This is a genomic window from Cryomorphaceae bacterium 1068, from assembly GCA_027214385.1.
Classification (GTDB): domain Bacteria; phylum Bacteroidota; class Bacteroidia; order Flavobacteriales_D; family Cryomorphaceae; genus JAKVAV01.
The window spans coordinates 14,153-33,974 of the sequence record JAPVXR010000022.1; the positions used below are offsets into that span (position 1 = coordinate 14,153).

A 19,822-nucleotide genomic window follows, 5' to 3' on the forward strand; every position below is an offset into this window, starting at 1 on the left:
TGAATAATATGAACTCTTACATAAAAAATTACACTACTCCATTGTTAAAGACTTGGAGTATTGGCAGCTTGTTCGTTGCAGCAAGTTTATTCATTGTATCGTGTGGAAACTCGGTGAATAAAGAAGAAGGGGAAGAACTAGAAGAAGAACATGTTGAAGAAGTACTCTTTTCTACCCAGCAATTTCAATCGCTAAGAATGAAGGTAGATACTTTACCACTTCGCAACATCTCCTCCTATGTGGATGCAAACGGACAATTGGAAGTACCCCCACAAAATGAAGCAGCGGTTACAGCCGTCATAGGTGCGAACATTATCAGCATTAAAGTAATTGAAGGCGATAAAATAAAAAAAGGACAGGTACTGGCATACCTCAACCATCCTGACCTGATTAAACTACAAACCGATTACATCAATAGCTGGAACCAACTTCAATACATTGATAAAGAATACCAGCGTCAAAAGACGCTCTATGATGAAAAAGTAGGGTCAGGAAAAGAATTTCAGAAAACACAGGCGGATTACCAGTCAATGAAAGGAACGGTAGTAGGTTATGAAGCACAGTTAAGACTATTGGGATTGAGCCTTATGAAAATACAGCAAGGTGAAATCTACGATCAAGTACCAGTATCCACTCCTATTTCAGGATACGTACGACATGTAAATGTAAAAACAGGCCAATATGTACAGCCACAAACCGAGATGTTTGAAATCGTCAATATAGATCACATCCATACCGATTTAACGGTGTTTGAAAAAGACATACACAAGGTAAAAGAAGGCCAGAAAGTTAAGTTTTCTATTGAATCCTTGCCAGGAAAAGAACTGGAAGCAACCATTTATTCAGTAGGTAAAGCATTCGAGCAAGACCCTAAGGCCATTCACCTTCATGCAGAAATTCATAATAAGGAAGGATTGCTTATTCCCGGTATGTATGTGCGGGGACGTATCATAATTGATGACGTTCGTTGTTATGCTCTGCCTGAAGCTGCTGTAATTAGAGATGGTGATAAATATTTCATTTTCACGGCTGAGAAGAAAGATGAAGATGGTGAAGTTGAGTGGGAATTTGTACCGGAGGAAATTATTGTTGGAGCAATGGATAACGGTTGGATAGAAGTTAAACTTCTCCAACCATTAGAAGAAGGTACAACTGTCGCTTGGAACAATGCATATTACTTATTAGCAGAAATGAAAAAGGGTGAGCTGGGAGATGATGATTAAAGATAGAAGTATGAAAAAAACAATATTCAAAATATCGAGAATGGACTGCTCCTCTGAGGAACAGTTAATTCGTATGAAATTGGAGTCGTTTTCCAATATAAAACACCTTGAATTTGACATACCTTCCCGTCAACTTGGAATTTACCACATTGGTGACATAGATCAAATTCATCAGGCTATCAGCGAGTTGAACCTAAACGATAAATTGGAAAACACAGAAGACGCTGATTTGCCTTCAGTTGTTGACGAATCGCATCAAAGGAAAATACTATGGTGGGTATTGGGCATCAATTTCGGCTTCTTTGTAGTAGAAATGACTACCGGATGGATATCCCGCTCTATGGGTCTGGTGGCTGACTCGCTGGATATGCTGGCAGATTCCATCGTCTACGGCCTGAGCTTATTTGCTGTCGGTGCAGCTATTTCTCGTAAGAAGAAAGTAGCCAAAATCAGTGGCTATTTTCAGATGGGATTGGCTCTGTTAGGTTTTTCAGAAGTTTTGCGCAGGTTTTTCAGCGAAAGCGAAACACCGCTGTTTCAATGGATGATCATCATTTCGGTACTTGCCTTAATTGGTAACTTGGTCTCGCTTTGGCTGATCAACAAAGCTAAAAGTGATGAAGCTCACATGCAGGCCAGTGCGATATTTACATCTAATGATATTATAGTGAATGGAGGGGTAATACTAGCTGGGATTCTGGTTTATTTTCTAAAAAGTAAATGGCCGGATCTGGTTGTTGGTGGTGTTGTTTTCTCCTTTGTTATGCGTGGTGCTTTTCGAATACTGAAATTGGCAAAATGATTATGGGACATAATCACAATCATTCACATAATCATTCAGAGGGCAATGTAAAAGTAGCCTTCTTTCTCAACCTTGCCTTTACAATCATTGAGATCATTGGTGGTCTCTATACCAATAGTTTGGCTATCCTGTCGGATGCACTGCATGATTTAGGAGATAGCCTCAGTTTAGGACTTTCGTGGTACTTTCAGAAGCTATCCAAGAAAGGTAGAACCAAGACATTCTCTTACGGGTACAAACGATTCTCATTGCTTGGTGCGATAATCAATTCGATTGTGTTAGTGGCAGGGTCAATATTCATCCTGACAAAAGCGATTCCTGAACTCTTTAATCCTGGGGGAACAAATGTTGAAGGCATGCTCTATCTATCGATTTTGGGAATAGTAGTAAATGGTGCAGCTGTTTTCAAACTCCGAAAAGGAGAATCTCTGAATGAAAAAGTAGTTTCACTACATCTTTTAGAAGATGTCTTGGGATGGGTGGCCGTTCTTATAGGTAGTGTCATTATGATGTATACAGATGCACCATTTATAGATCCGTTACTCTCAGTACTAATCTCGCTTTTTGTTTTGTACAATGTTTACAAAAACCTCAAAAAGAGCCTTTTAGTAATTCTTCAGGGCATTCCCGAGGAAATTTCCATTGACGACATTCGGCAAAAGCTCAAGAACATATCAAAAGTTACTGACATCCATGACTGCCACGCATGGTCGATGGACGGCCAGTACAACATTCTTACACTTCACCTTCGACTAGATAAAGACTACAAACTTTCAGAACAAGCTAAGCTCAAAGAGCAAGTAAGAACACAATTAAAAGATGAATCGATTAATCACATTACCATAGAGTTTGAAGCACAGGGTGAAAACTGTGAGTTGGAGGATTGTTGATCAAATCATTTGATAAGTGATGAAAAAATATCAGATTAAAACAAAATGAAGCTAAACACCCTCTACATAAAAAACATGGTTTGTCCTCGCTGTATTGACACAGTGAAGGACATTTTGGATAACCTGAATATAGAAACCTCCTCCATTGAACTCGGAGAAGTTCATACACCAAACAACATCACGAGTGATCAGAAATCACAGCTGGAGGAACTACTGGCAGCACGAGGCTTTGAGTTGCTTCAAGATCAAAAGTCGAAACTGATCGGACAGATCAAAGCGATCATTGTAGATCAAATTCATCACAACAAAGAAGCCTTAAATATCAATTTCTCTACCCTAATAGCTGATAAACTGCACCAGGAGTATTCTTCTCTCAGCAGGCTTTTCTCTTCTGTCGAAGGAGTCACTATTGAGCGGTTTATCCTTAAACAAAAAGTAGAGCGAGTGAAAGAGCTCATCTTTTACAATGAGCTAACGCTCTCAGAGATTGCTCATCAAATGGACTACAGCAGTGTAGCCCATCTATCCGCCCAATTCAAAAAAGAGACGGGCATGACCCCCACAGCTTTTAAGAAAATGAGAAATCCGGGACGGCAATCACTGGATCAGCTGTGATCAAAATCTCATAAGCCTTTTTCAAAATTGTGTAACAGCCACAAGCAGCTTACCGATCATCTTTGTATCGTGACAATTAATACGATAACAAGATGACCAAAGAATATACAATTACCGGAATGACTTGCACTGGCTGTTTGGCCAAAGTGAAGAGAACGATCAATGGAATCGAAGAGATACAAGAAGCCGCTATTCAACTGGAATACCCACAGGCAAAGATTATCTCCGATGAATCTTTAGACCTTGGAGAAATTAATCTGGCATTAAAAAAGGTAGGGAACTATGCCATTTCTGAAGAATATCAAGAGACCGTACAAGCTCCGCTCCCTAAGATCAAAAAACAAGAACCACTCGCTGAGAAGTCCATTACCACCTACAAACCACTGATCCTTATTGTAGGGTTCATTGCTGTGGTAACAGCTTTGAGCCAATACCCATTCAATGAATTTTCGGGGATGTTGTGGATGCGCCACTTTATGGCAGGGTTCTTCATTGTCTTTGCTTTTTTCAAGCTGCTAAACTTGACAGGCTTTGCGAACTCTTATCGAATGTACGATATAGTAGCCGCTAAATGGAAAGCCTGGGGATACGCTTACCCATTTGTTGAACTAGCCCTGGGATTGCTCTATTTATTGAATATTGCACCGTTTTTCACAAACATGGTGACAGTTATCGTCTTGGGCATAAGCAGCATCGGAGTGATTAAAAGCAACCTGAACAAGAAGAAGATCAAATGTGCCTGCCTGGGAGATGTATTCAATTTACCCATGAGTACAGTCACCATTGTAGAGGATCTATCCATGGTAGCTATGGCTGCAGCTATGCTTGTTTTCACTTAGGTCGTTACAAAATTCTGTAATCATTTCTCAAAATTCTATAAACCCTTCTCTGTAAGAAATCCGTATATTGCATTATAAGTGAAAAGAATAATCTCCATATCGCTTGCTTTGCTCATGTTGGTTTCCAGCGTGGGTTTCTCTATGAACACACATTTTTGTGGTGGCGTAGCGGTTGAGACTTCTTTTTCAATCGGACTTCATAATCCTGATTGCGGAATGTCCGATATGGATGGAGACTGCAAAAAAGAACCATCCTCAGAAGAACAGGTAAAACCTAAACCCTGTTGTGAAAATCAACATGAGGTACTTCAATTAGATGAGAATGCAAATCTTCAAGCCTTCTCTGTTGATGTGAATCCTGTTTTCTTTGTTGCTTTCATTCACACTTATGTTCAGCCGATTCTATTTGCTGATCAAGCTTTTGTTCATAACACTTATTACTCTCCTCCCATACCTGATAAGGATATTCAAGTCCTTTTTCAGACCTTTTTAATTTAATCCGCATAGTACAATTTGATGTTCCTGGTCTTGTGACTATGGAGCATAGTGGCATTTCCTGCCATTGAACAATTCTTTTCTGTTCAATCAAATTCAATTGTATTATGCTCAATAAAATCATAAAATATTTCTTAGAGAATAAGTTGGTCACTGTTCTCGTCCTTACAGGTTTTGTAGCCTGGGGAATTGTAACTGCTCCATTTGGATGGCAAGTGGGTGCATTGCCTTCTGACCCTGTTCCGGTGGATGCCATACCAGACATAGGAGAAAACCAACAAATTGTTTTTACCCAATGGGCTGGCCGTTCGCCACAGGATATTGAGGATCAAATCTCTTATCCTTTAACTACTTATTTACTAGGAATCCCAGGAGTAAAATCTATTAGAAGTTCATCCATCTTCGGTTTTTCCAGTATCTATATCATCTTCTCAGAAGATGTGGAGTTCTATTGGTCACGATCCAGAATACTCGAAAAACTCAACTCACTACCCTCTGGCTTACTCCCTGATGCCGTCCAGCCTGCATTGGGGCCAGATGCCACCGCCTTAGGGCAGGTGTATTGGTACACCATTGAAGGAAGGGACAAAAACGGAAATCCAACTGGCGGTTGGGATTTGCACGAAATCCGCACAGTTCAGGACTTCTATGTGAAGTATGGATTAAATGCAACAGAAGGAGTTTCAGAAGTTGCTTCCATTGGCGGTTTTATTCAGGAATACCAAATTGATGTAAATCCTGACGCATTGAAAGCCTACAACATCCCCTTGCATAAAGTCATGCAGGCAGTACAAAAATCCAATAAGGATGTTGGTGCAAAGACCATAGAAATCAATCAGGCTGAATATTTAGTTCGTGGTTTAGGATATGTCAAGAAAGTAGAAGACATAGAAAAGGCAGTAGTTGCAGTACAAGACAATGTGCCTATAAGGATAAAAGACATTGGTGTAGTATCTCTTGGCCCCGCTACAAGACGAGGTATTTTGGACAAAGATGGTGCTGAAGTAGTAGGTGGCGTTGTAGTAGCTCGATATGGAGCGAATCCCTTGCAGGTCATCAACAATGTAAAAGCCAAAATTATTGAAATAGCACCCGGCCTTCCCAAGAAAACATTGGCTGACGGTAGAGAAAGCCAGCTTACAATTGTCCCGTTTTATGATCGCTCAGAATTGATCTATGAAACCTTAGGTACACTGGAAGAAGCCTTGTCGCTGGAAATTCTCATTACCATTCTGGTGGTGATTGTGATGGTATATAACCTAAGAGCTTCATTCCTTATTTCCAGCCTTTTGCCCATTGCCGTGCTCATGGTGTTTATTGCCATGCGATACTTTGGTGTCGATGCGAATATTGTAGCACTATCAGGAATAGCCATTGCCATCGGAACAATGGTGGACTTAGGTATTATTCTTTCTGAAAATATCATCAAGCATATTGATGAAGCCCCACCAAGCCAAAAACTAATTGATACCATTTACAATGGAGCATCAGAGGTGGCCACTGCGATATTAACGGCTGTCTCTACCACAATTGTGAGTTTTGTCCCTGTATTTACCATGCAGGCAGCAGAAGGCAAGCTGTTTGGTCCTCTGGCTTTTACAAAGACTTTTGCCCTTTTAGCTGCATTGATCGTTTCATTGCTGATTTTGCCAACACTGGCACATTGGTTTTTCGGCTTTAATATTAAAAACAAGTTCTTAAAAAAATACGGCCACTACGGCTTAGTCCTTATTGGAATTATTAGCCTCTTTATTGGACAGGTTTGGACGGGAGTGTTACTAATTCTATTTGGAATCATCGGTATTGTAAAAAACATTGAACAGCTCAAAAATGCTTCACTTCCGACTGTAATAAAGTTCTTACTCAAGTATGCGGAATTAATCATTGTCCTGTTGGGAGTCATTTGGTTGCTGGCAAAATATTGGTTACCACTAGGTGCATCTAAATCCCTTCTCCTCAACTTTGTTTTTGTTGCCCTATTGGTCGGTGTTATACTCGGTGCGTTTAGGCTATTGGAATTTCAATACAAAAAAATCCTCACTTGGTGTTTAAATAACAGAATCAAGTTTTTGATTATCCCGACTATACTCATCCTATTAGGTGCAAATATTTGGCTTGGCTTCAATGCTGTTTTTGGTTTTGTCTCCAAGGGTTTTGAGAAGGTTGGATGGAATTTGGATCAGACCAAAGGATGGTCAGCCATGTCCCAAACCTTTCCAGGTATAGGAAAGGAATTTATGCCTTCTCTGGATGAAGGCAGCTTTCTGTTGATGCCAACCTCAATGCCTCATTCCGGAGTAACATTCAATCGAAAGATAGTAGGCCAATTGGATATGCTACTTACCAGTATCCCCGAAGTAGAGCTAACGGTTGGTAAACTCGGACGGGTAGAATCAGCCCTTGACCCAGCCCCTATTTCTATGTATGAAAACATTATCAATTACAAGCCAGAATATATTCTGAACAAAAAAGGACACAGGCAAAGGTTTAAAGTAGATAAAAACAATCGCTTTATAACAGTTTCTGGTGATTCACTAACCAATCAAGAAGGGTTAAGTAAAGGCATTGAAGCCAAGGAACTCATTGCAGATGAAAATGGGGAGTACTATCGCAATTGGCGTGATCACATTCAATCTCCCGATGATATTTGGAATGAGATAGTAAAAGCCACCAAACTACCAGGTGTCACCTCAGCACCTAAGCTTCAACCGATTGAAACTCGGTTGGTCATGCTCCAAACAGGGATGCGAGCTCCTATGGGAATCAAGGTATATGGCCCTGACCTGAAAACAATAGAGAACTTTGGATTGCAGTTGGAGAACGTTCTAAAAGGAGTGCCTTCTGTAAAGGCAGAAGCAGTATTTGCGGATAGAATTGTAGGTAAACCCTACATACACCTCAACATAAACAGGGATGAAATCTCACGATATGGATTGAATATAGAAGATGTTCAGCGCACCATAGAAACTGCAATTGGTGGAATGAAAATCACTTCCACTGTAGAAGGTCGAGAAAGATTTCCTGTCAGGGTACGCTATCCGCGAGAATTGAGGGATGACCCTGAAGCATTGGGTAAAATACTAATGCAGACACCCACAGGTGCACAAATTCCATTATCTCAAATCATTGACTTTGAATATGTAAGGGGACCACAAGCGATAAAAAGTGAAGAAACCTTTCTGGTTGGCTATGTACTGTTTGATAAACGTGATGGTTTCTCGGAAGTCACTGTGGTAAACGATGCTCAACGCACGATTCAGGATAAAATTGATTCAGGTGAACTGACCGTACCTGCTGGTGTGAGCTATAAGTTTTCAGGGAGTTATGAAAATCAGGTGAGGGCAGAAAAACGACTTTCTATCATTGTTCCTTTGGTATTAGGCATTGTATTTCTCATTCTTTATTTCCAGTTCCGTTCGGTATCCACTTCATTAATGGTATTTACAGGTATTGCAATGGCTTTTAGCGGTGGCTTTATCATGCTATGGCTCTATGGGCAAAGTTGGTTTGCAGACTTCTCAGTCTTCGGCACAAATTTTCGTGATTTATTCCAAATACACACCATTAATCTGAGTGTGGCCGTTTGGGTTGGGTTTATTGCCCTCTTTGGAATAGCAACTGACGATGGAGTATTGATGGCTACTTATCTGGATCAAAGCTTTGATAGAAATAAAACAGATAATATAAAAGGAATAAGAGCGGCAACAGTGGAAGCAGGACAGCGCAGAATAAAGCCAGCAGTAATGACAACTGCCACGACCATCATTGCTTTACTACCTATCCTCACTTCTACTGGTAGAGGTTCAGATATTATGATACCCATGGCATTGCCTGCTGTTGGTGGGATGCTATTTGCTGCCATCACTTATTTCATAGTTCCGGTGATTTACTGCTGGAGAGAAGAACGTAAAATTTCAAAAGGCCAATCATGAAAAAAATAATCATAATCATATTCACGGCATTTGGCTTTTCCACATTAACAAATGCTCAGTCGTTAGATGACTATTTCAAGTTAGCGGCAGAAAACAATCCGGGATTGCAGGCTAAATACAAATCCTTTGAAGCTGCTATGCAAAAAGTAACACAAGTTAGCAGTTTGCCAGACCCCAATCTTTCCTTCGGTTATTTCGTGTCTCCGGTGGAAACAAGAGTGGGGCCGCAACGAGCAAGGTTTTCTTTGACACAAATGTTTCCATGGTTCGGCACTTTAAAAGCCCAGGAAGATGCTGCTACTTTAATGGCAGAAGCAAAATATCAAGAGTTTTTAGATGCCCGAAACAAATTGTACTACCAAGTATCAGCATCATATTATCCACTCTATGAGCTGCAAAAGTTGATTTCAATTGAAGAAGAAAATCAACGCATCCTATCCTCATACAAAGAGATAGCCACTATTCAATTTCAAAACGATAAAGGCTCAATGGTAGATGTATTGAGGGTGGACATTATGCTCAAAGATGCAACTACTAATTTGTCTATATTGGAACAAAAGCAAAAACCTCTTGTAACTCGTTTTAATAAGCTTTTGAATCGGTCTGATGACGACAATATTGTTGTTCAGGACTCTTTATTCACTTTTAGTTTACCTGCAAACTATCGTAAAGACTCGTTACTCGCGTCCAATCCTATTCTGGATGAATTGGAGTTGAAAATTGAAGCCAGTAAAGCAAGTGAACAAGCCGCAATCAAGCAGGGTCTTCCAAAACTTGGTGTAGGCTTAGATTATGTAATCGTAGGTCAACGAACGGATATGTCTGTGCCTGACAATGGAAAAGATGCATTTATGCCAATGGTGTCTGTGAGCCTTCCAATTTTCAGAGGAAAATATAAAGCAGCACAAAAAGAAGCTCAACTCATGCAAGAATCTTATTCCCTGCAAAGAGAAGAAGCTGCTAACAGGCTAATCAGTTCCTATGACATGATTTGGTTCGAGATCCAAAAACAGATTGAGTTGATACAGTTATACGAAGAACAAATACAGGAGTCTGGTCAATCATTAAACCTTTTATTCTCTGCTTACAGCAATTCGGGAAAAGACTTTGAAGAAGTACTTAGGATGCAACAGCAAATATTAAAGTATCAAAAAATGAAAGCTACTGCCTTGTCGGAATACCACATCGCATTAGCAGAACTGGATTATATCACAGCTAAATCGAAATAATCATGGAAAATAAACATCATAATCATACAAACGAAGATCACAAGCATAGTCATGAACACCATGACCATAGTAATCATAATAATGGCCATGAATCTCATGACCATCACCAGGGACATCATGCCCACATGATTGAAGATTTCAAAAAACGCTTTTGGATTTCTTTAGTCATCACCCTGCCTATCGTAGTGCTTGCACCAATGATACAGGGATTAATCGGTTATGAACTTCGCTTCAATGGTGATCGATATGTTCAATTCGTGCTTTCATCCATTATTTTCTTTTATGGAGGTTGGCCATTCCTAAAAGGTCTCGCAGATGAAGTAAAAAAGAAAGCTCCGGGTATGATGACTTTGATTGCTTTAGCTATTTCAGTAGCCTATTTCTACAGTTCAGCTGTAGTATTTGGACTTGGTGGCAAAATCTTCTTTTGGGAACTCGCCAGCTTAATCGTCATCATGCTATTAGGCCACTGGATAGAGATGAAATCCGTTATGGGAGCTTCCAATGCCTTGCAGGAATTGGCCAAAATGATGCCTTCAACAGCTCGCAGAATTAAAGAAGATGGGGAGCATGAAGATGTGCCTATTGATAATTTAAAAGGCAATGACACCATACTGGTAAGACCAGGCGAAAAAATCCCTGCTGATGGTATCGTATTGGAAGGTGAAAGTCATGTAAATGAATCCATGCTTACTGGGGAATCAAAACCAGTAACCAAACATAGAAATGATCAGGTTATTGGTGGTTCGGTCAATGACAATGGCACCTTAAAAATCAAAGTGAAGCATACGGGCAAAGATTCCTACTTGTCTAAGGTGATAGAAATGGTGAAAGAAGCTCAGGAAACGAAATCCAAAACCCAAAATCTGGCAGATAAAGCCGCTGCATGGTTATTCTACATCGCTTTAGGAGCAGGTATGACCACACTTGTAGTATGGTTGAGCCTCGGTAAAGACTTTGAATATGCATTAGAACGTATGGTAACCGTCATGATTATCTCATGTCCTCATGCTTTGGGCTTAGCTGTCCCTTTAGTAGTGGCCATTTCCACGGCTGTTTCTGCTAAAAATGGATTATTGATCAGAAACCGAACAGCATTTGAGAATGCAAGGAAACTAACCGCAATCATATTCGACAAAACAGGCACTTTAACCAAAGGTGAATTTGGGGTAACACGGTTTAAAAGTACTTTAGACAATTACTCGGACAATGAATTACTTCAAATTGCTGCGTCTATAGAAAATAGTTCTGAGCATCCTATAGCGGCAGGTATCGTTCGTAAGGCAAAAGCAAATGATTTGACTTTACAAGAGCCTGAGAACTTCCAAAATATTACAGGAAAAGGAATCAAGGCAAACCTAAAAGGACAGGAAATCAAAATTGTTAGTCCAGGAATGCTTACAGAGCAGGGATTTGACACTCCAGCTGATGCTTTTAAAACAGAGGATGAAACGGTAGTATTTGTTTTGATTGACAATTCATTGGCAGGATACATTGCCCTTGCAGACGAAATTCGACCAGAATCTTTATCAGCAATAAATACGCTAAAAGAGAGAGGTATAAAAGTTTACATGGCAACAGGTGATAACCAGCAAGTGGCAAAAGCAGTTAGCCAGCAACTCTCTTTGGACAACTTCTATGCAGAAGTACTACCGGAAGACAAACAACGCATCATTAAAGAGCTTCAGGAAAAAGGTGAATTTGTAGCCATGACGGGTGATGGTGTAAATGATGCCCCTGCACTTGCACAGGCTAATGTGGGTATTGCCGTTGGTTCAGGCACAGATGTAGCAGCCGAAACGGCTGATATTGTTTTGGTCAACAGTAACCCAAAAGACATTGCCAATTTGATTCTTTTCGGTGCTGCTACTTACAAAAAAATGATGCAAAACTTATGGTGGGCAGCAGGTTATAACATTGTAGCCGTTCCTTTAGCTGCTGGTGTTTTGGCTGGTGCTGGCATTATTCTTAGCCCTGCCATCGGTGCGGTTCTAATGAGCCTTAGCACTGTGATAGTTGCTTTCAATGCACAATTATTAAAAAGACAAATCAAGAATTAAGATGAAAAATACAAATAAAACAACAGTAATTATCGCCATAAGCACATTAGCAATCGGCTTGCTACTTGGCTGGATAATTTTTGGAAGATCCAATGAAAACCAAACGAATGAACATAACCATTCAACAACTGCTGAATCTGAAACTATCTGGACATGTTCAATGCATCCTCAAATCCGTCAAAACGAACCTGGTGATTGTCCGCTTTGTGGAATGGATTTAATTCCATTGGAATCAACTGATGTTGAATTAGACCCTATGGCAGTGAACATGTCACCTACTGCCATGCAGTTGGCACAAGTTCAAACTATGGTGGTTGATAAGGGTAAGACTAATAAATCAATACGTCTGAATGGAAAAGTACAGGCAGATGAACGTTTGCTATCTACCCAATCTTCACACATCCCAGGCAGGATAGAAAAACTTTCAGTCAATTTTACAGGAGAATTTGTGTCGGCAGGTCAGGTTTTGGCAAATGTGTATTCCCCTGAATTGGTGACTGCACAAGAAGAATTGTTTGAAGCAAAAAAAATTAAAGAATCCCAACCTGCATTGTTCAATGCAGCCAAAGAAAAGCTGAAAAACTGGAAGCTCTCAGACAAACAGATTGACCAGATAGTCGCTTCAAATAAATCCATAGAACAGTTTCCAATTCTCGCCAATGTTTCAGGGTATGTAACTAAGAAAATGGTCAATCTGGGTGACTATATCAAACAAGGGGAAGCATTATATGAAATAGCAGACTTATCTAAAGTATGGGTGCTTTTTGATGTGTATGAGTCAGATATGACTTGGATAAACAAAGGTGATGCTGTCATATACACAGTGCAATCAATACCCGGTAAAACATTTAAAGGAAGAATTAGCTACATCGATCCTGTTATCAATCCAAAAACCAGAGTGGCAAAAGCAAGACTTGAAGCAACAAACAAAGGTTTAATGCTCAAACCAGAAATGTTCGCAACTGGAACGATAGAAGCAATAACCAATACTGGTAATGCATCCTTAATTGTTCCAAAAACTGCTGTAATGTGGACGGGCAAACGCTCCGTAGTTTATGTGATGCAAATGTCAGCTCAAGGTGTAAGTTTCGTCATGCGAGAAGTTACTTTGGGTCCAGAATTAGGAGAAAGTTATGTGATTGAAGAGGGCTTGCAGCCTGGCGAAGAAATAGCAATCAATGGAACATTCAGTATTGATGCAGCAGCACAATTGGCAGGCAAACCAAGTATGATGAACCCGGAAGGTGGTGTAGCCATGACTGGCCACAACCATGGGGGAAATACCAATTCAAATATGGAAAAAATGCCTGTTTCATCTAAGAAAACAACATTATCAGAGGATGCCAAAAAGTCTTTACAACCACTTTTTGACAACTACTTCAAATTGAAGGATGCGTTGGCAAGTGATGATTTTGAAGATGCTAAAGCATCGGGCGTGGCGATGAACAACTCCTTAGGAAAGATTGATATGAACCTTTTTAAAGGGGATGCACACTCTTTATGGATGCAACAGTCAACTGCGTTGAAAACAGTTTTACAGCACATCGAACATCTTGGTGACATCAAAGCCATTCGAGAAAAGTTCATCAGCATATCCAATTCAATGATAGCATTAGCAGAATCTTTTGATCCATTGCCTACACCTATTTATGTCCAGTACTGTCCGATGGCAGATTCCAATAAAGGGGCAGATTGGTTGAGCAAGGAAAAGGAGATTCTGAATCCCTATTTCGGTGAGGCCATGCTTTCATGCGGTGAAACAACAAAGACAATAAAATGAAAGAGTGTTGCAAAACCGGAGATCAGCCACCTCCCTCAAAATTAAAAAAATGGACTTCAAGAATAATTTGGGGTATCGTTCTCCTTACCATTCTAGTCTTGTCAGTAATTCAAATATTTAACTTCTAAATTTTAACACAATGAAAAAATCAAATTCAATCTTAAATCTCGCTTTAGTAGCAGGTCTCTCATTTTCGCTTCTTGCCTGCGGAAATAGTAAATCAACCGATCATAACGATGATAATACTGAACATGATCATAGTGGTATCGATCATGTAGCCGAGCATAAAATGCCCGATGGTTCAGTTATGGAAATGAGCGAAAACAAATCCATTTCTCAATTGATCGATCAATACCTCGCAATTAAAAATGCCTTGGTACAAGACGATTCAAAATCTGCTGCAAGTGCGGGTCAAAAACTTGCAGAAGAGGCTTCAAGTATAGACGTTAACACTTTTGAAGTGTCCAAGCAGCCCGAGATTAAGGAAATATTGGAAGTAGTAAAAGAACATGGCGAACACATTGCTAAAAGCGAAATAGTTCATCAACGTGAGCATTTTGAAGGAATGGCAAAAGATTTCATGGACATACTTGCAATCACAGGAACTGACAGAACACTATATCAGCAGTATTGCCCAATGTACAACAAAAATAAGGGAGGGTATTGGTTGAGTGACTCTCAAGAGATCAAAAATCCATTATTTGGCAGTAAAATGCTGACTTGTGGTTCGGTGAAAGAAACCATTTCAATGAAATGAAAAAATGGCTTAAATTATCTCTATGGATAGTTTTAATTGTGTTGGTGGGGATTCAATTTGTCCCCGTCCAACGCAATGAAATAGAACCAGTTACCAATGCTGATTTTATTGAGCATTACGAGTCCCCTATTGTCATTGGAAATATTATCCGAGCATCCTGTTATGATTGCCATAGCAACCAAACCAAATACCCATGGTACAGTAATGTTCAACCTATAGGCTTTCTTTTACAGAATCATATTTCAGAAGGAAATTCTGAATTAAACCTATCAGAATTTGGTCTTCTATCAAATCGAATGAAACGGACAAAACTAAAATCAATTCTAAGTCAAATTGATAACGATAAAATGCCAATGCCATCCTACCTATTTCTTCATTCAGAAGCCAAACTGGATTCGCTAAAAAAAACTCTTTTGGTTAGTTACTTTGATTCAATATTAGTTGATATTGATAGGTGAAAAAAAAACCTTTGTTTTTTATAATGGAAAAACCTGTATTCAAAATATCACAAATGGATTGCCCTTCTGAGGAACAAATGATTCGGATGAAATTGGATGGAATAAACGAAATCAAACAACTTGAATTTGAGATACCTCAAAGGAAACTAACCATATTTCACATTGGCAATACTACGGAAATTGAAAGGATATTAGCAGAACTAAAATTAGGTTCAAAACTAATATCAAACACACAATCACAGGTAGTAATTGATGTAGAATCAGACCCAAGCAACCAACGAAAAATCCTTTGGGCTGTTCTTATCATCAATTTTGTCTTTTTTGTTCTTGAAATGCTATTCGGCTTGATTTCTAAATCTATGGGGTTGGTGGCAGATTCTTTGGATATGCTAGCAGATTCGTTAGTGTATGCATTAAGCTTACTGGCAGTAGGTCAAACATTAATTCGTAAAAAGAAAGTAGCTAAACTAAGTGGGTACTTTCAAATGTCATTAGCTCTATTTGGTTTATTGGAAGTCATTAGACGTTTTGTAGGATCTGATGGCATACCGATTTTTCAAAACATGATTATCATATCCTTTTTAGCTCTTTTGGCAAATTCCGTTTCACTTTACCTGATTCAAAAGGCGAAGAGCAAAGAAGCACACATGCAAGCTTCTGCAATTTTTACTTCCAATGATATTATCATCAATTTAGGTGTAATTTTGGCTGGAGGCTTAGTCTACTATTTTGAAAGTAAAATACCTGACTTAGTTATTGGTTCTGTTGTTTTCATTATTGTATTTAGAGGAGCAACAAGGATTTTAAGATTAGCGAAATAACCCCACCCTCACCCATGTGCTTCCAGTAGGTTCATTGCATTCGTTCGTACCTCACTCTTTACATTCACCCACTTCCTGCACCACACAGCAAGAGCACTCCTTCATTCCTTTCCGTTGCACTCCAATCCATTCAGTCATACACTTGCTTTTCCCAACGCACACCCCAACGCAGGTAAAGCGGTGTTCGTCAATCGTTCCGTTTTGTTCCGCAAAAACATATCTGCAAGGGTAAAATGTACTCCCTTCGGTCGCCCTTGCATATACCGTTCACTTACCAGGTGGTTTGTGCTCCAGTAGGTGCTCACCACCTGCCGTTCACTTGTTTTGCTTCACACACTACTCTCAATCCTCACTTGCAGCTACTTCATCCCCCCAAACCCCAATAAGGTGTTCGCTGTACTCACAGAAGAATTAAATTGGGGGTCTGTCGCTGCATGTGTTTTTGCTCGCCTGCGGGTCGCTGCGGGCTAATCGGGCTGTCATGCTTTTTGCAGTTAGTCCAGTGCCTTCAGTCGCTTCATTTCATTCTCTCGTTCCTCTTTCCTTGCATTCAGCCACTTTCAGCACCCCACACAAGAGTAGCTCATTCACTTCACTCAACGACCCGACACAGTTCCATTCCGCAATCCGTCTGTTATGCCTTCAATTAGTATTTGGTGGATTTATTAAGATGTCAAATACTCCAACACCAATAACAGCCAGTAATTGCTTCATTCCACCCAACAAATCGTTTCGTTCCGTTCAATCGCTACCCTTGCCTTTCCCGACCCTAATGCAAAAAATCACGCCAGCCCTGCCGTAAACGGTAGCTGTCTGCCGCCCTCATTCTTCGGGCTTTTGCAGCCACCACCCTTGCTCCACTCGCAGGCGGCTCGCATAAATGGCTACGCCTTAGTTTACCTGCGTTCACACAGCAATTACATTTAAGCATGTCAATGACTCTTGTATTTAAGTATTTGCTTAAACATTAAACTAAATTTCTTTTCTTTGCGTTTATTTAAGTAATCACTTAAATACGATTCATTATGACCAAAACATGTATTAGAGTTTATGCTGATGAAAAACAGATCAAGCAGTGTAAGCAAGACATTGAAAAAGTAGGTGATGCAGTAAACCGAATAGCAAGGGCACTTAACCTTGCTGGCAATGAGGTACGACTAAAAATTCTGTTTCTATTGGACAAGGAATCCAAAATGTGTCCATGTGATCTAAGTGATATTCTGGGCATGACAGTTCCTGCCATTTCTCAGCATTTGAGAAAGCTAAAAGATGCGGGACTGGTTGAAACAAACAAAGTAGGACAAACAATATTCTACTCTATTTCCGAATCAAACGACCTCATACTGAATCCAATATTAGGGTTATTAACACCAGAAAAAGAATCAACAATATGACGAATAAGAAATCAAGCTCATTAGTAATGACAAGTGTACTGACCGCTATTAGTGCATCACTTTGTTGCATTACCACAGTGTTGGCACTACTTGCAGGATCAAGCGGAGTAGCCGCAACATTTTCTTGGTTAGAACCTTTTCGACCTTGGTTGATTGGAATAACTGTAGTCGTTTTAGCTTTTGCATGGTATCAGAAATTGAGACCAAGAACTGAGGAAGAAATTGCTTGTAATTGTGATGAGGACAAACCTTCTTTTTGGCATTCAAAGAAATTCCTTGGTATAGTGACGGTATTTGCAGCGATCATGCTTGCATTCCCTTATTACTCGGATGCCTTTTACCCTGAAACCAAACTATCAGTATCAGATAATGTCAATCTCGAATCAACCTACGAAATCAAAATTACTGGAATGACCTGCACGGGATGTGAAGAACATGTGAAACTTGAAATTGGAAAACTACCTGGCATTTCTGGTTTAGAGGTTTCTTATGAAAAAGCGAATGCAGTGGTAACTTTTGATGAATCTAAAACAGACATTGAGAAAGTAAAATCGGCTGTTGACAAAACAGGTTACAAAGTAGAATCAGTAAACAAATCAAAATGAGTGAAGTAGTTCTTAAATCAACAATTACTTGTCCTAAGTGTGGACATCAAAAAGAAGAAACCATGCCAACAGATGCATGTCAGTATTTCTATGAATGCGAAAACTGTAAAGAAGTACTTAAACCCATACAAGGTGATTGTTGCGTTTATTGCTCTTATGGTACAGTAGCTTGCCCACCAATCCAAGAAGGTGGTAAAAGTTCATGTTGTGGGTAAATCAGACAATCAAAATAAAGAGAGCAGCAAAGTTAGGTGGGTTCGCACATGCCCACCGCACAACCGGATTGCCAAGGTCAAGCCCTACGGGTTTTGATAAAAACCTCCACCCTACGGGTAGTATTTTTCCCAAAAACCTTGTCAACCGTGCCACACCCACCTTTTCAAGAGCTTTCTCTTTTCTTTTTTTCCCTTTTTTCTTTTCTCTTTTGAAAATGTCTGTGCGAAGCGCAGCGAGCATAATTCTAATGGCTTGCTATATGAAATCGTTTCGCTTGAAAACACACAGACTAGGAACCACCTACAACAAACCCCATTTCTTTATCCTGAATAAAGGATTGAACAGTGGAAAACCTCTTTGCACACCTTGCCCGAATTGCTTTGTATGTCTTTTGGAAAATGAGGCAGATAGAGAGTTTCTGTATTGGCTATGCTTCGGACTGTGGAGGTCTAAGTCATTCCATTTCTATTTGAAAGGCTCGGTGATTCCATTCATAACTATTGACGAGATCCGAAAGGTTATAAGAGAAAGTGAAGTCAAAGCAAGCACCAAAGAGAAGGCATTTGAAAAGTCGATTCAGGCACTAAAACTATTGGATGTCAACGAGCAAAAAATCAAGCTCACCTTAAAAATGATAGATACTGCCAGGCAGTCAATATTCCACAACCTAATGAAGGAAACAGGGGCAGGATAGCTTCTTGATCTGACAAAAGAACAGGGCAACAAAGGCAAAATAAAGCACACCAAAGCAACAGCACCTAAGAATGAATCTTCGCCTGTTTCTTGTAGTATTTTAGATGGTGAAGGGCAAATCCATGGTAAGTCCGTGTCAAGTCCAAGCAAATGTTTAACCCTTAAAAAATCGTAAAAAGATGGGAAAAATTAATCAAGGTATTCTCGGTGGTGTCTCAGGACAGGTTGGGAATGTAATCGGTGGAACTTGGAAGGGCATCGATTACCTAAGAATCAAACCTTCCAGTGTAGCGAACCCAAGAACTGAAGGTCAGGTTGACCAGCGTTCTAAGTTCTCAACTGTATTGAAGTTCTTGCAGCCAATGACAGACTTCCTTAGAGTTGGTTTTAAGCAGTATGCCAACAAGATGACGCAATTCAATGCGGCCATGTCATACAACCTGAACAATGCCATTACAGGAGCTTACCCCAACTTCATGGTAGACTATGCAAGTGCATTGGTCTCAAGAGGAAACCTGACTGGTGCTGCGAATGGTGCAGCTTCTTCTCCAAGTGCTGGAAACGTAGAAGCGACCTGGACAGACAATTCAGGAAGTGGTAGTGCCTTAGCAACGGACAAAGCTCTGATTGCTCTTTTGAATACCACAAGAGGTGAGGCAGTTTTCACAACTGCGGGACCAGCAAGATCAGTTGGTACAGCAACCATTCCAGTGCCTTCTGAATACTCAGGAGAAGACGTTGAAGTCTTCTTAGGGTTTGTATCAGAAGACGGAACTAAAGTTGCTAACAGCTCTTATTTAGGCTCTGTAACAGTTGCGTAAAGCGATTGGTGTTTTCGATAAAAACCGCTTCCTTTGTGAGGCGGTTTTTTTATGTCCGCTCCGCTCCATTTTTCCTTTCTTTATCCCTTATTTTGCTATTACTCAGCTATTTCTGTTGCTAATTCGTTTCTACTATCTTAGCAACATGCTGATATACAGTAAGTTAAATTAGTATCAAATATTTTGTATCGG

18 protein-coding genes are annotated in these 19,822 nt (G+C 40.0%); all 18 read left to right on the forward strand.

Annotated elements, in window-relative coordinates; genetic code table 11:
• The first annotated feature begins 8 nt into the window (after positions 1–8).
• The 18 genes from O3Q51_17835 to O3Q51_17920 all read left to right on the forward strand — a co-directional run bounded on the left by O3Q51_17835 (position 9) and on the right by O3Q51_17920 (position 19,630).
• Complete coding sequence (locus tag O3Q51_17835) at positions 9–1,223, forward strand: efflux RND transporter periplasmic adaptor subunit (protein ID MCZ4410682.1); 1,215 nt, start codon at positions 9–11, stop codon at positions 1,221–1,223.
• Positions 1,224–1,233: 10 nt separating this feature from the next.
• Complete coding sequence (locus tag O3Q51_17840; GenBank protein MCZ4410683.1) at positions 1,234–2,025, forward strand: cation transporter; 792 nt, start codon at positions 1,234–1,236, stop codon at positions 2,023–2,025.
• A gap of 2 nt (positions 2,026–2,027) precedes the next feature.
• Positions 2,028–2,915, forward strand: a complete 888-nt coding sequence (locus O3Q51_17845) for a cation diffusion facilitator family transporter (GenBank protein ID MCZ4410684.1) — start codon at positions 2,028–2,030, stop codon at positions 2,913–2,915.
• 45 nt (positions 2,916–2,960) lie between these two features.
• Complete coding sequence (locus O3Q51_17850; protein ID MCZ4410685.1) at positions 2,961–3,530, forward strand: AraC family transcriptional regulator; 570 nt, start codon at positions 2,961–2,963, stop codon at positions 3,528–3,530.
• A 92-nt stretch (positions 3,531–3,622) separates the two neighbouring features.
• Positions 3,623–4,369, forward strand: coding sequence for a cation transporter (locus O3Q51_17855; protein MCZ4410686.1), 747 nt, complete (start codon positions 3,623–3,625; stop codon positions 4,367–4,369).
• A gap of 78 nt (positions 4,370–4,447) precedes the next feature.
• Positions 4,448–4,867, forward strand: coding sequence for a hypothetical protein (locus tag O3Q51_17860; GenBank protein ID MCZ4410687.1), 420 nt, complete (start codon positions 4,448–4,450; stop codon positions 4,865–4,867).
• Positions 4,868–4,971: 104 nt separating this feature from the next.
• Positions 4,972–8,796, forward strand: a complete 3,825-nt coding sequence (locus O3Q51_17865; GenBank protein ID MCZ4410688.1) for an efflux RND transporter permease subunit — start codon at positions 4,972–4,974, stop codon at positions 8,794–8,796.
• Complete coding sequence (locus O3Q51_17870; protein MCZ4410689.1) at positions 8,793–10,025, forward strand: TolC family protein; 1,233 nt, start codon at positions 8,793–8,795, stop codon at positions 10,023–10,025. Before O3Q51_17865 ends, O3Q51_17870 begins: the two co-directional genes overlap by 4 nt.
• Positions 10,026–10,027: 2 nt before the next feature.
• Positions 10,028–12,085 (forward strand): copper-translocating P-type ATPase, encoded by a 2,058-nt coding sequence (locus O3Q51_17875; protein MCZ4410690.1) that lies wholly within the window; start codon positions 10,028–10,030, stop codon positions 12,083–12,085.
• Position 12,086: 1 nt separating this feature from the next.
• Positions 12,087–13,865: an efflux RND transporter periplasmic adaptor subunit gene (locus tag O3Q51_17880; protein MCZ4410691.1), complete on the forward strand. Its 1,779-nt coding sequence runs from the start codon at positions 12,087–12,089 to the stop codon at positions 13,863–13,865.
• 139 nt (positions 13,866–14,004) lie between these two features.
• Positions 14,005–14,622, forward strand: coding sequence for a DUF3347 domain-containing protein (locus O3Q51_17885; GenBank protein MCZ4410692.1), 618 nt, complete (start codon positions 14,005–14,007; stop codon positions 14,620–14,622).
• Positions 14,619–15,080: a heme-binding domain-containing protein gene (locus tag O3Q51_17890; GenBank protein ID MCZ4410693.1), complete on the forward strand. Its 462-nt coding sequence runs from the start codon at positions 14,619–14,621 to the stop codon at positions 15,078–15,080. Before O3Q51_17885 ends, O3Q51_17890 begins: the two co-directional genes overlap by 4 nt.
• Before the next feature lie 23 nt (positions 15,081–15,103).
• On the forward strand, positions 15,104–15,901 hold the full coding sequence (locus O3Q51_17895) for a cation transporter (protein ID MCZ4410694.1): 798 nt from the start codon (positions 15,104–15,106) through the stop codon (positions 15,899–15,901).
• Positions 15,902–16,926: 1,025 nt separating this feature from the next.
• Positions 16,927–17,295: a metalloregulator ArsR/SmtB family transcription factor gene (locus tag O3Q51_17900; protein ID MCZ4410695.1), complete on the forward strand. Its 369-nt coding sequence runs from the start codon at positions 16,927–16,929 to the stop codon at positions 17,293–17,295.
• A complete protein-coding gene (merTP, locus tag O3Q51_17905) occupies positions 17,292–17,900 on the forward strand; it encodes a mercuric transport protein MerTP (GenBank protein ID MCZ4410696.1) in 609 nt (202 codons plus the stop codon). Before O3Q51_17900 ends, merTP begins: the two co-directional genes overlap by 4 nt.
• Positions 17,897–18,115 (forward strand): hypothetical protein, encoded by a 219-nt coding sequence (locus O3Q51_17910; protein MCZ4410697.1) that lies wholly within the window; start codon positions 17,897–17,899, stop codon positions 18,113–18,115. The genes merTP and O3Q51_17910 overlap by 4 nt, the downstream gene beginning before the upstream one ends.
• A 275-nt stretch (positions 18,116–18,390) precedes the next feature.
• Positions 18,391–18,810 (forward strand): hypothetical protein, encoded by a 420-nt coding sequence (locus O3Q51_17915; GenBank protein ID MCZ4410698.1) that lies wholly within the window; start codon positions 18,391–18,393, stop codon positions 18,808–18,810.
• Between the two features lie 178 nt (positions 18,811–18,988).
• Positions 18,989–19,630: a DUF6266 family protein gene (locus O3Q51_17920; GenBank protein ID MCZ4410699.1), complete on the forward strand. Its 642-nt coding sequence runs from the start codon at positions 18,989–18,991 to the stop codon at positions 19,628–19,630.
• The last annotated feature ends 192 nt before the right edge of the window (positions 19,631–19,822 follow it).

Bases quoted from the DNA above. Each gene is read 5' to 3' on its own strand.
- O3Q51_17835 (MCZ4410682.1), top strand. From the start codon at position 9: ATGAACTCTTACATAAAAAATTACACTACTCCATTGTTAAAGACTTGG.
- O3Q51_17845 (MCZ4410684.1), top strand. From the start codon at position 2,028: ATGGGACATAATCACAATCATTCACATAATCATTCAGAGGGCAATGTA.
- O3Q51_17890 (MCZ4410693.1), top strand. From the start codon at position 14,619: ATGAAAAAATGGCTTAAATTATCTCTATGGATAGTTTTAATTGTGTTG.
- O3Q51_17920 (MCZ4410699.1), top strand. From the start codon at position 18,989: ATGGGAAAAATTAATCAAGGTATTCTCGGTGGTGTCTCAGGACAGGTT.
- O3Q51_17880 (MCZ4410691.1), top strand. From the start codon at position 12,087: ATGAAAAATACAAATAAAACAACAGTAATTATCGCCATAAGCACATTA.
- O3Q51_17900 (MCZ4410695.1), top strand. From the start codon at position 16,927: ATGACCAAAACATGTATTAGAGTTTATGCTGATGAAAAACAGATCAAG.
- merTP (MCZ4410696.1), top strand. From the start codon at position 17,292: ATGACGAATAAGAAATCAAGCTCATTAGTAATGACAAGTGTACTGACC.
- O3Q51_17885 (MCZ4410692.1), top strand. From the start codon at position 14,005: ATGAAAAAATCAAATTCAATCTTAAATCTCGCTTTAGTAGCAGGTCTC.
- O3Q51_17855 (MCZ4410686.1), top strand. From the start codon at position 3,623: ATGACCAAAGAATATACAATTACCGGAATGACTTGCACTGGCTGTTTG.
- O3Q51_17870 (MCZ4410689.1), top strand. From the start codon at position 8,793: ATGAAAAAAATAATCATAATCATATTCACGGCATTTGGCTTTTCCACA.
- O3Q51_17840 (MCZ4410683.1), top strand. From the start codon at position 1,234: ATGAAAAAAACAATATTCAAAATATCGAGAATGGACTGCTCCTCTGAG.
- O3Q51_17850 (MCZ4410685.1), top strand. From the start codon at position 2,961: ATGAAGCTAAACACCCTCTACATAAAAAACATGGTTTGTCCTCGCTGT.
- O3Q51_17910 (MCZ4410697.1), top strand. From the start codon at position 17,897: ATGAGTGAAGTAGTTCTTAAATCAACAATTACTTGTCCTAAGTGTGGA.
- O3Q51_17875 (MCZ4410690.1), top strand. From the start codon at position 10,028: ATGGAAAATAAACATCATAATCATACAAACGAAGATCACAAGCATAGT.
- O3Q51_17865 (MCZ4410688.1), top strand. From the start codon at position 4,972: ATGCTCAATAAAATCATAAAATATTTCTTAGAGAATAAGTTGGTCACT.
- O3Q51_17895 (MCZ4410694.1), top strand. From the start codon at position 15,104: ATGGAAAAACCTGTATTCAAAATATCACAAATGGATTGCCCTTCTGAG.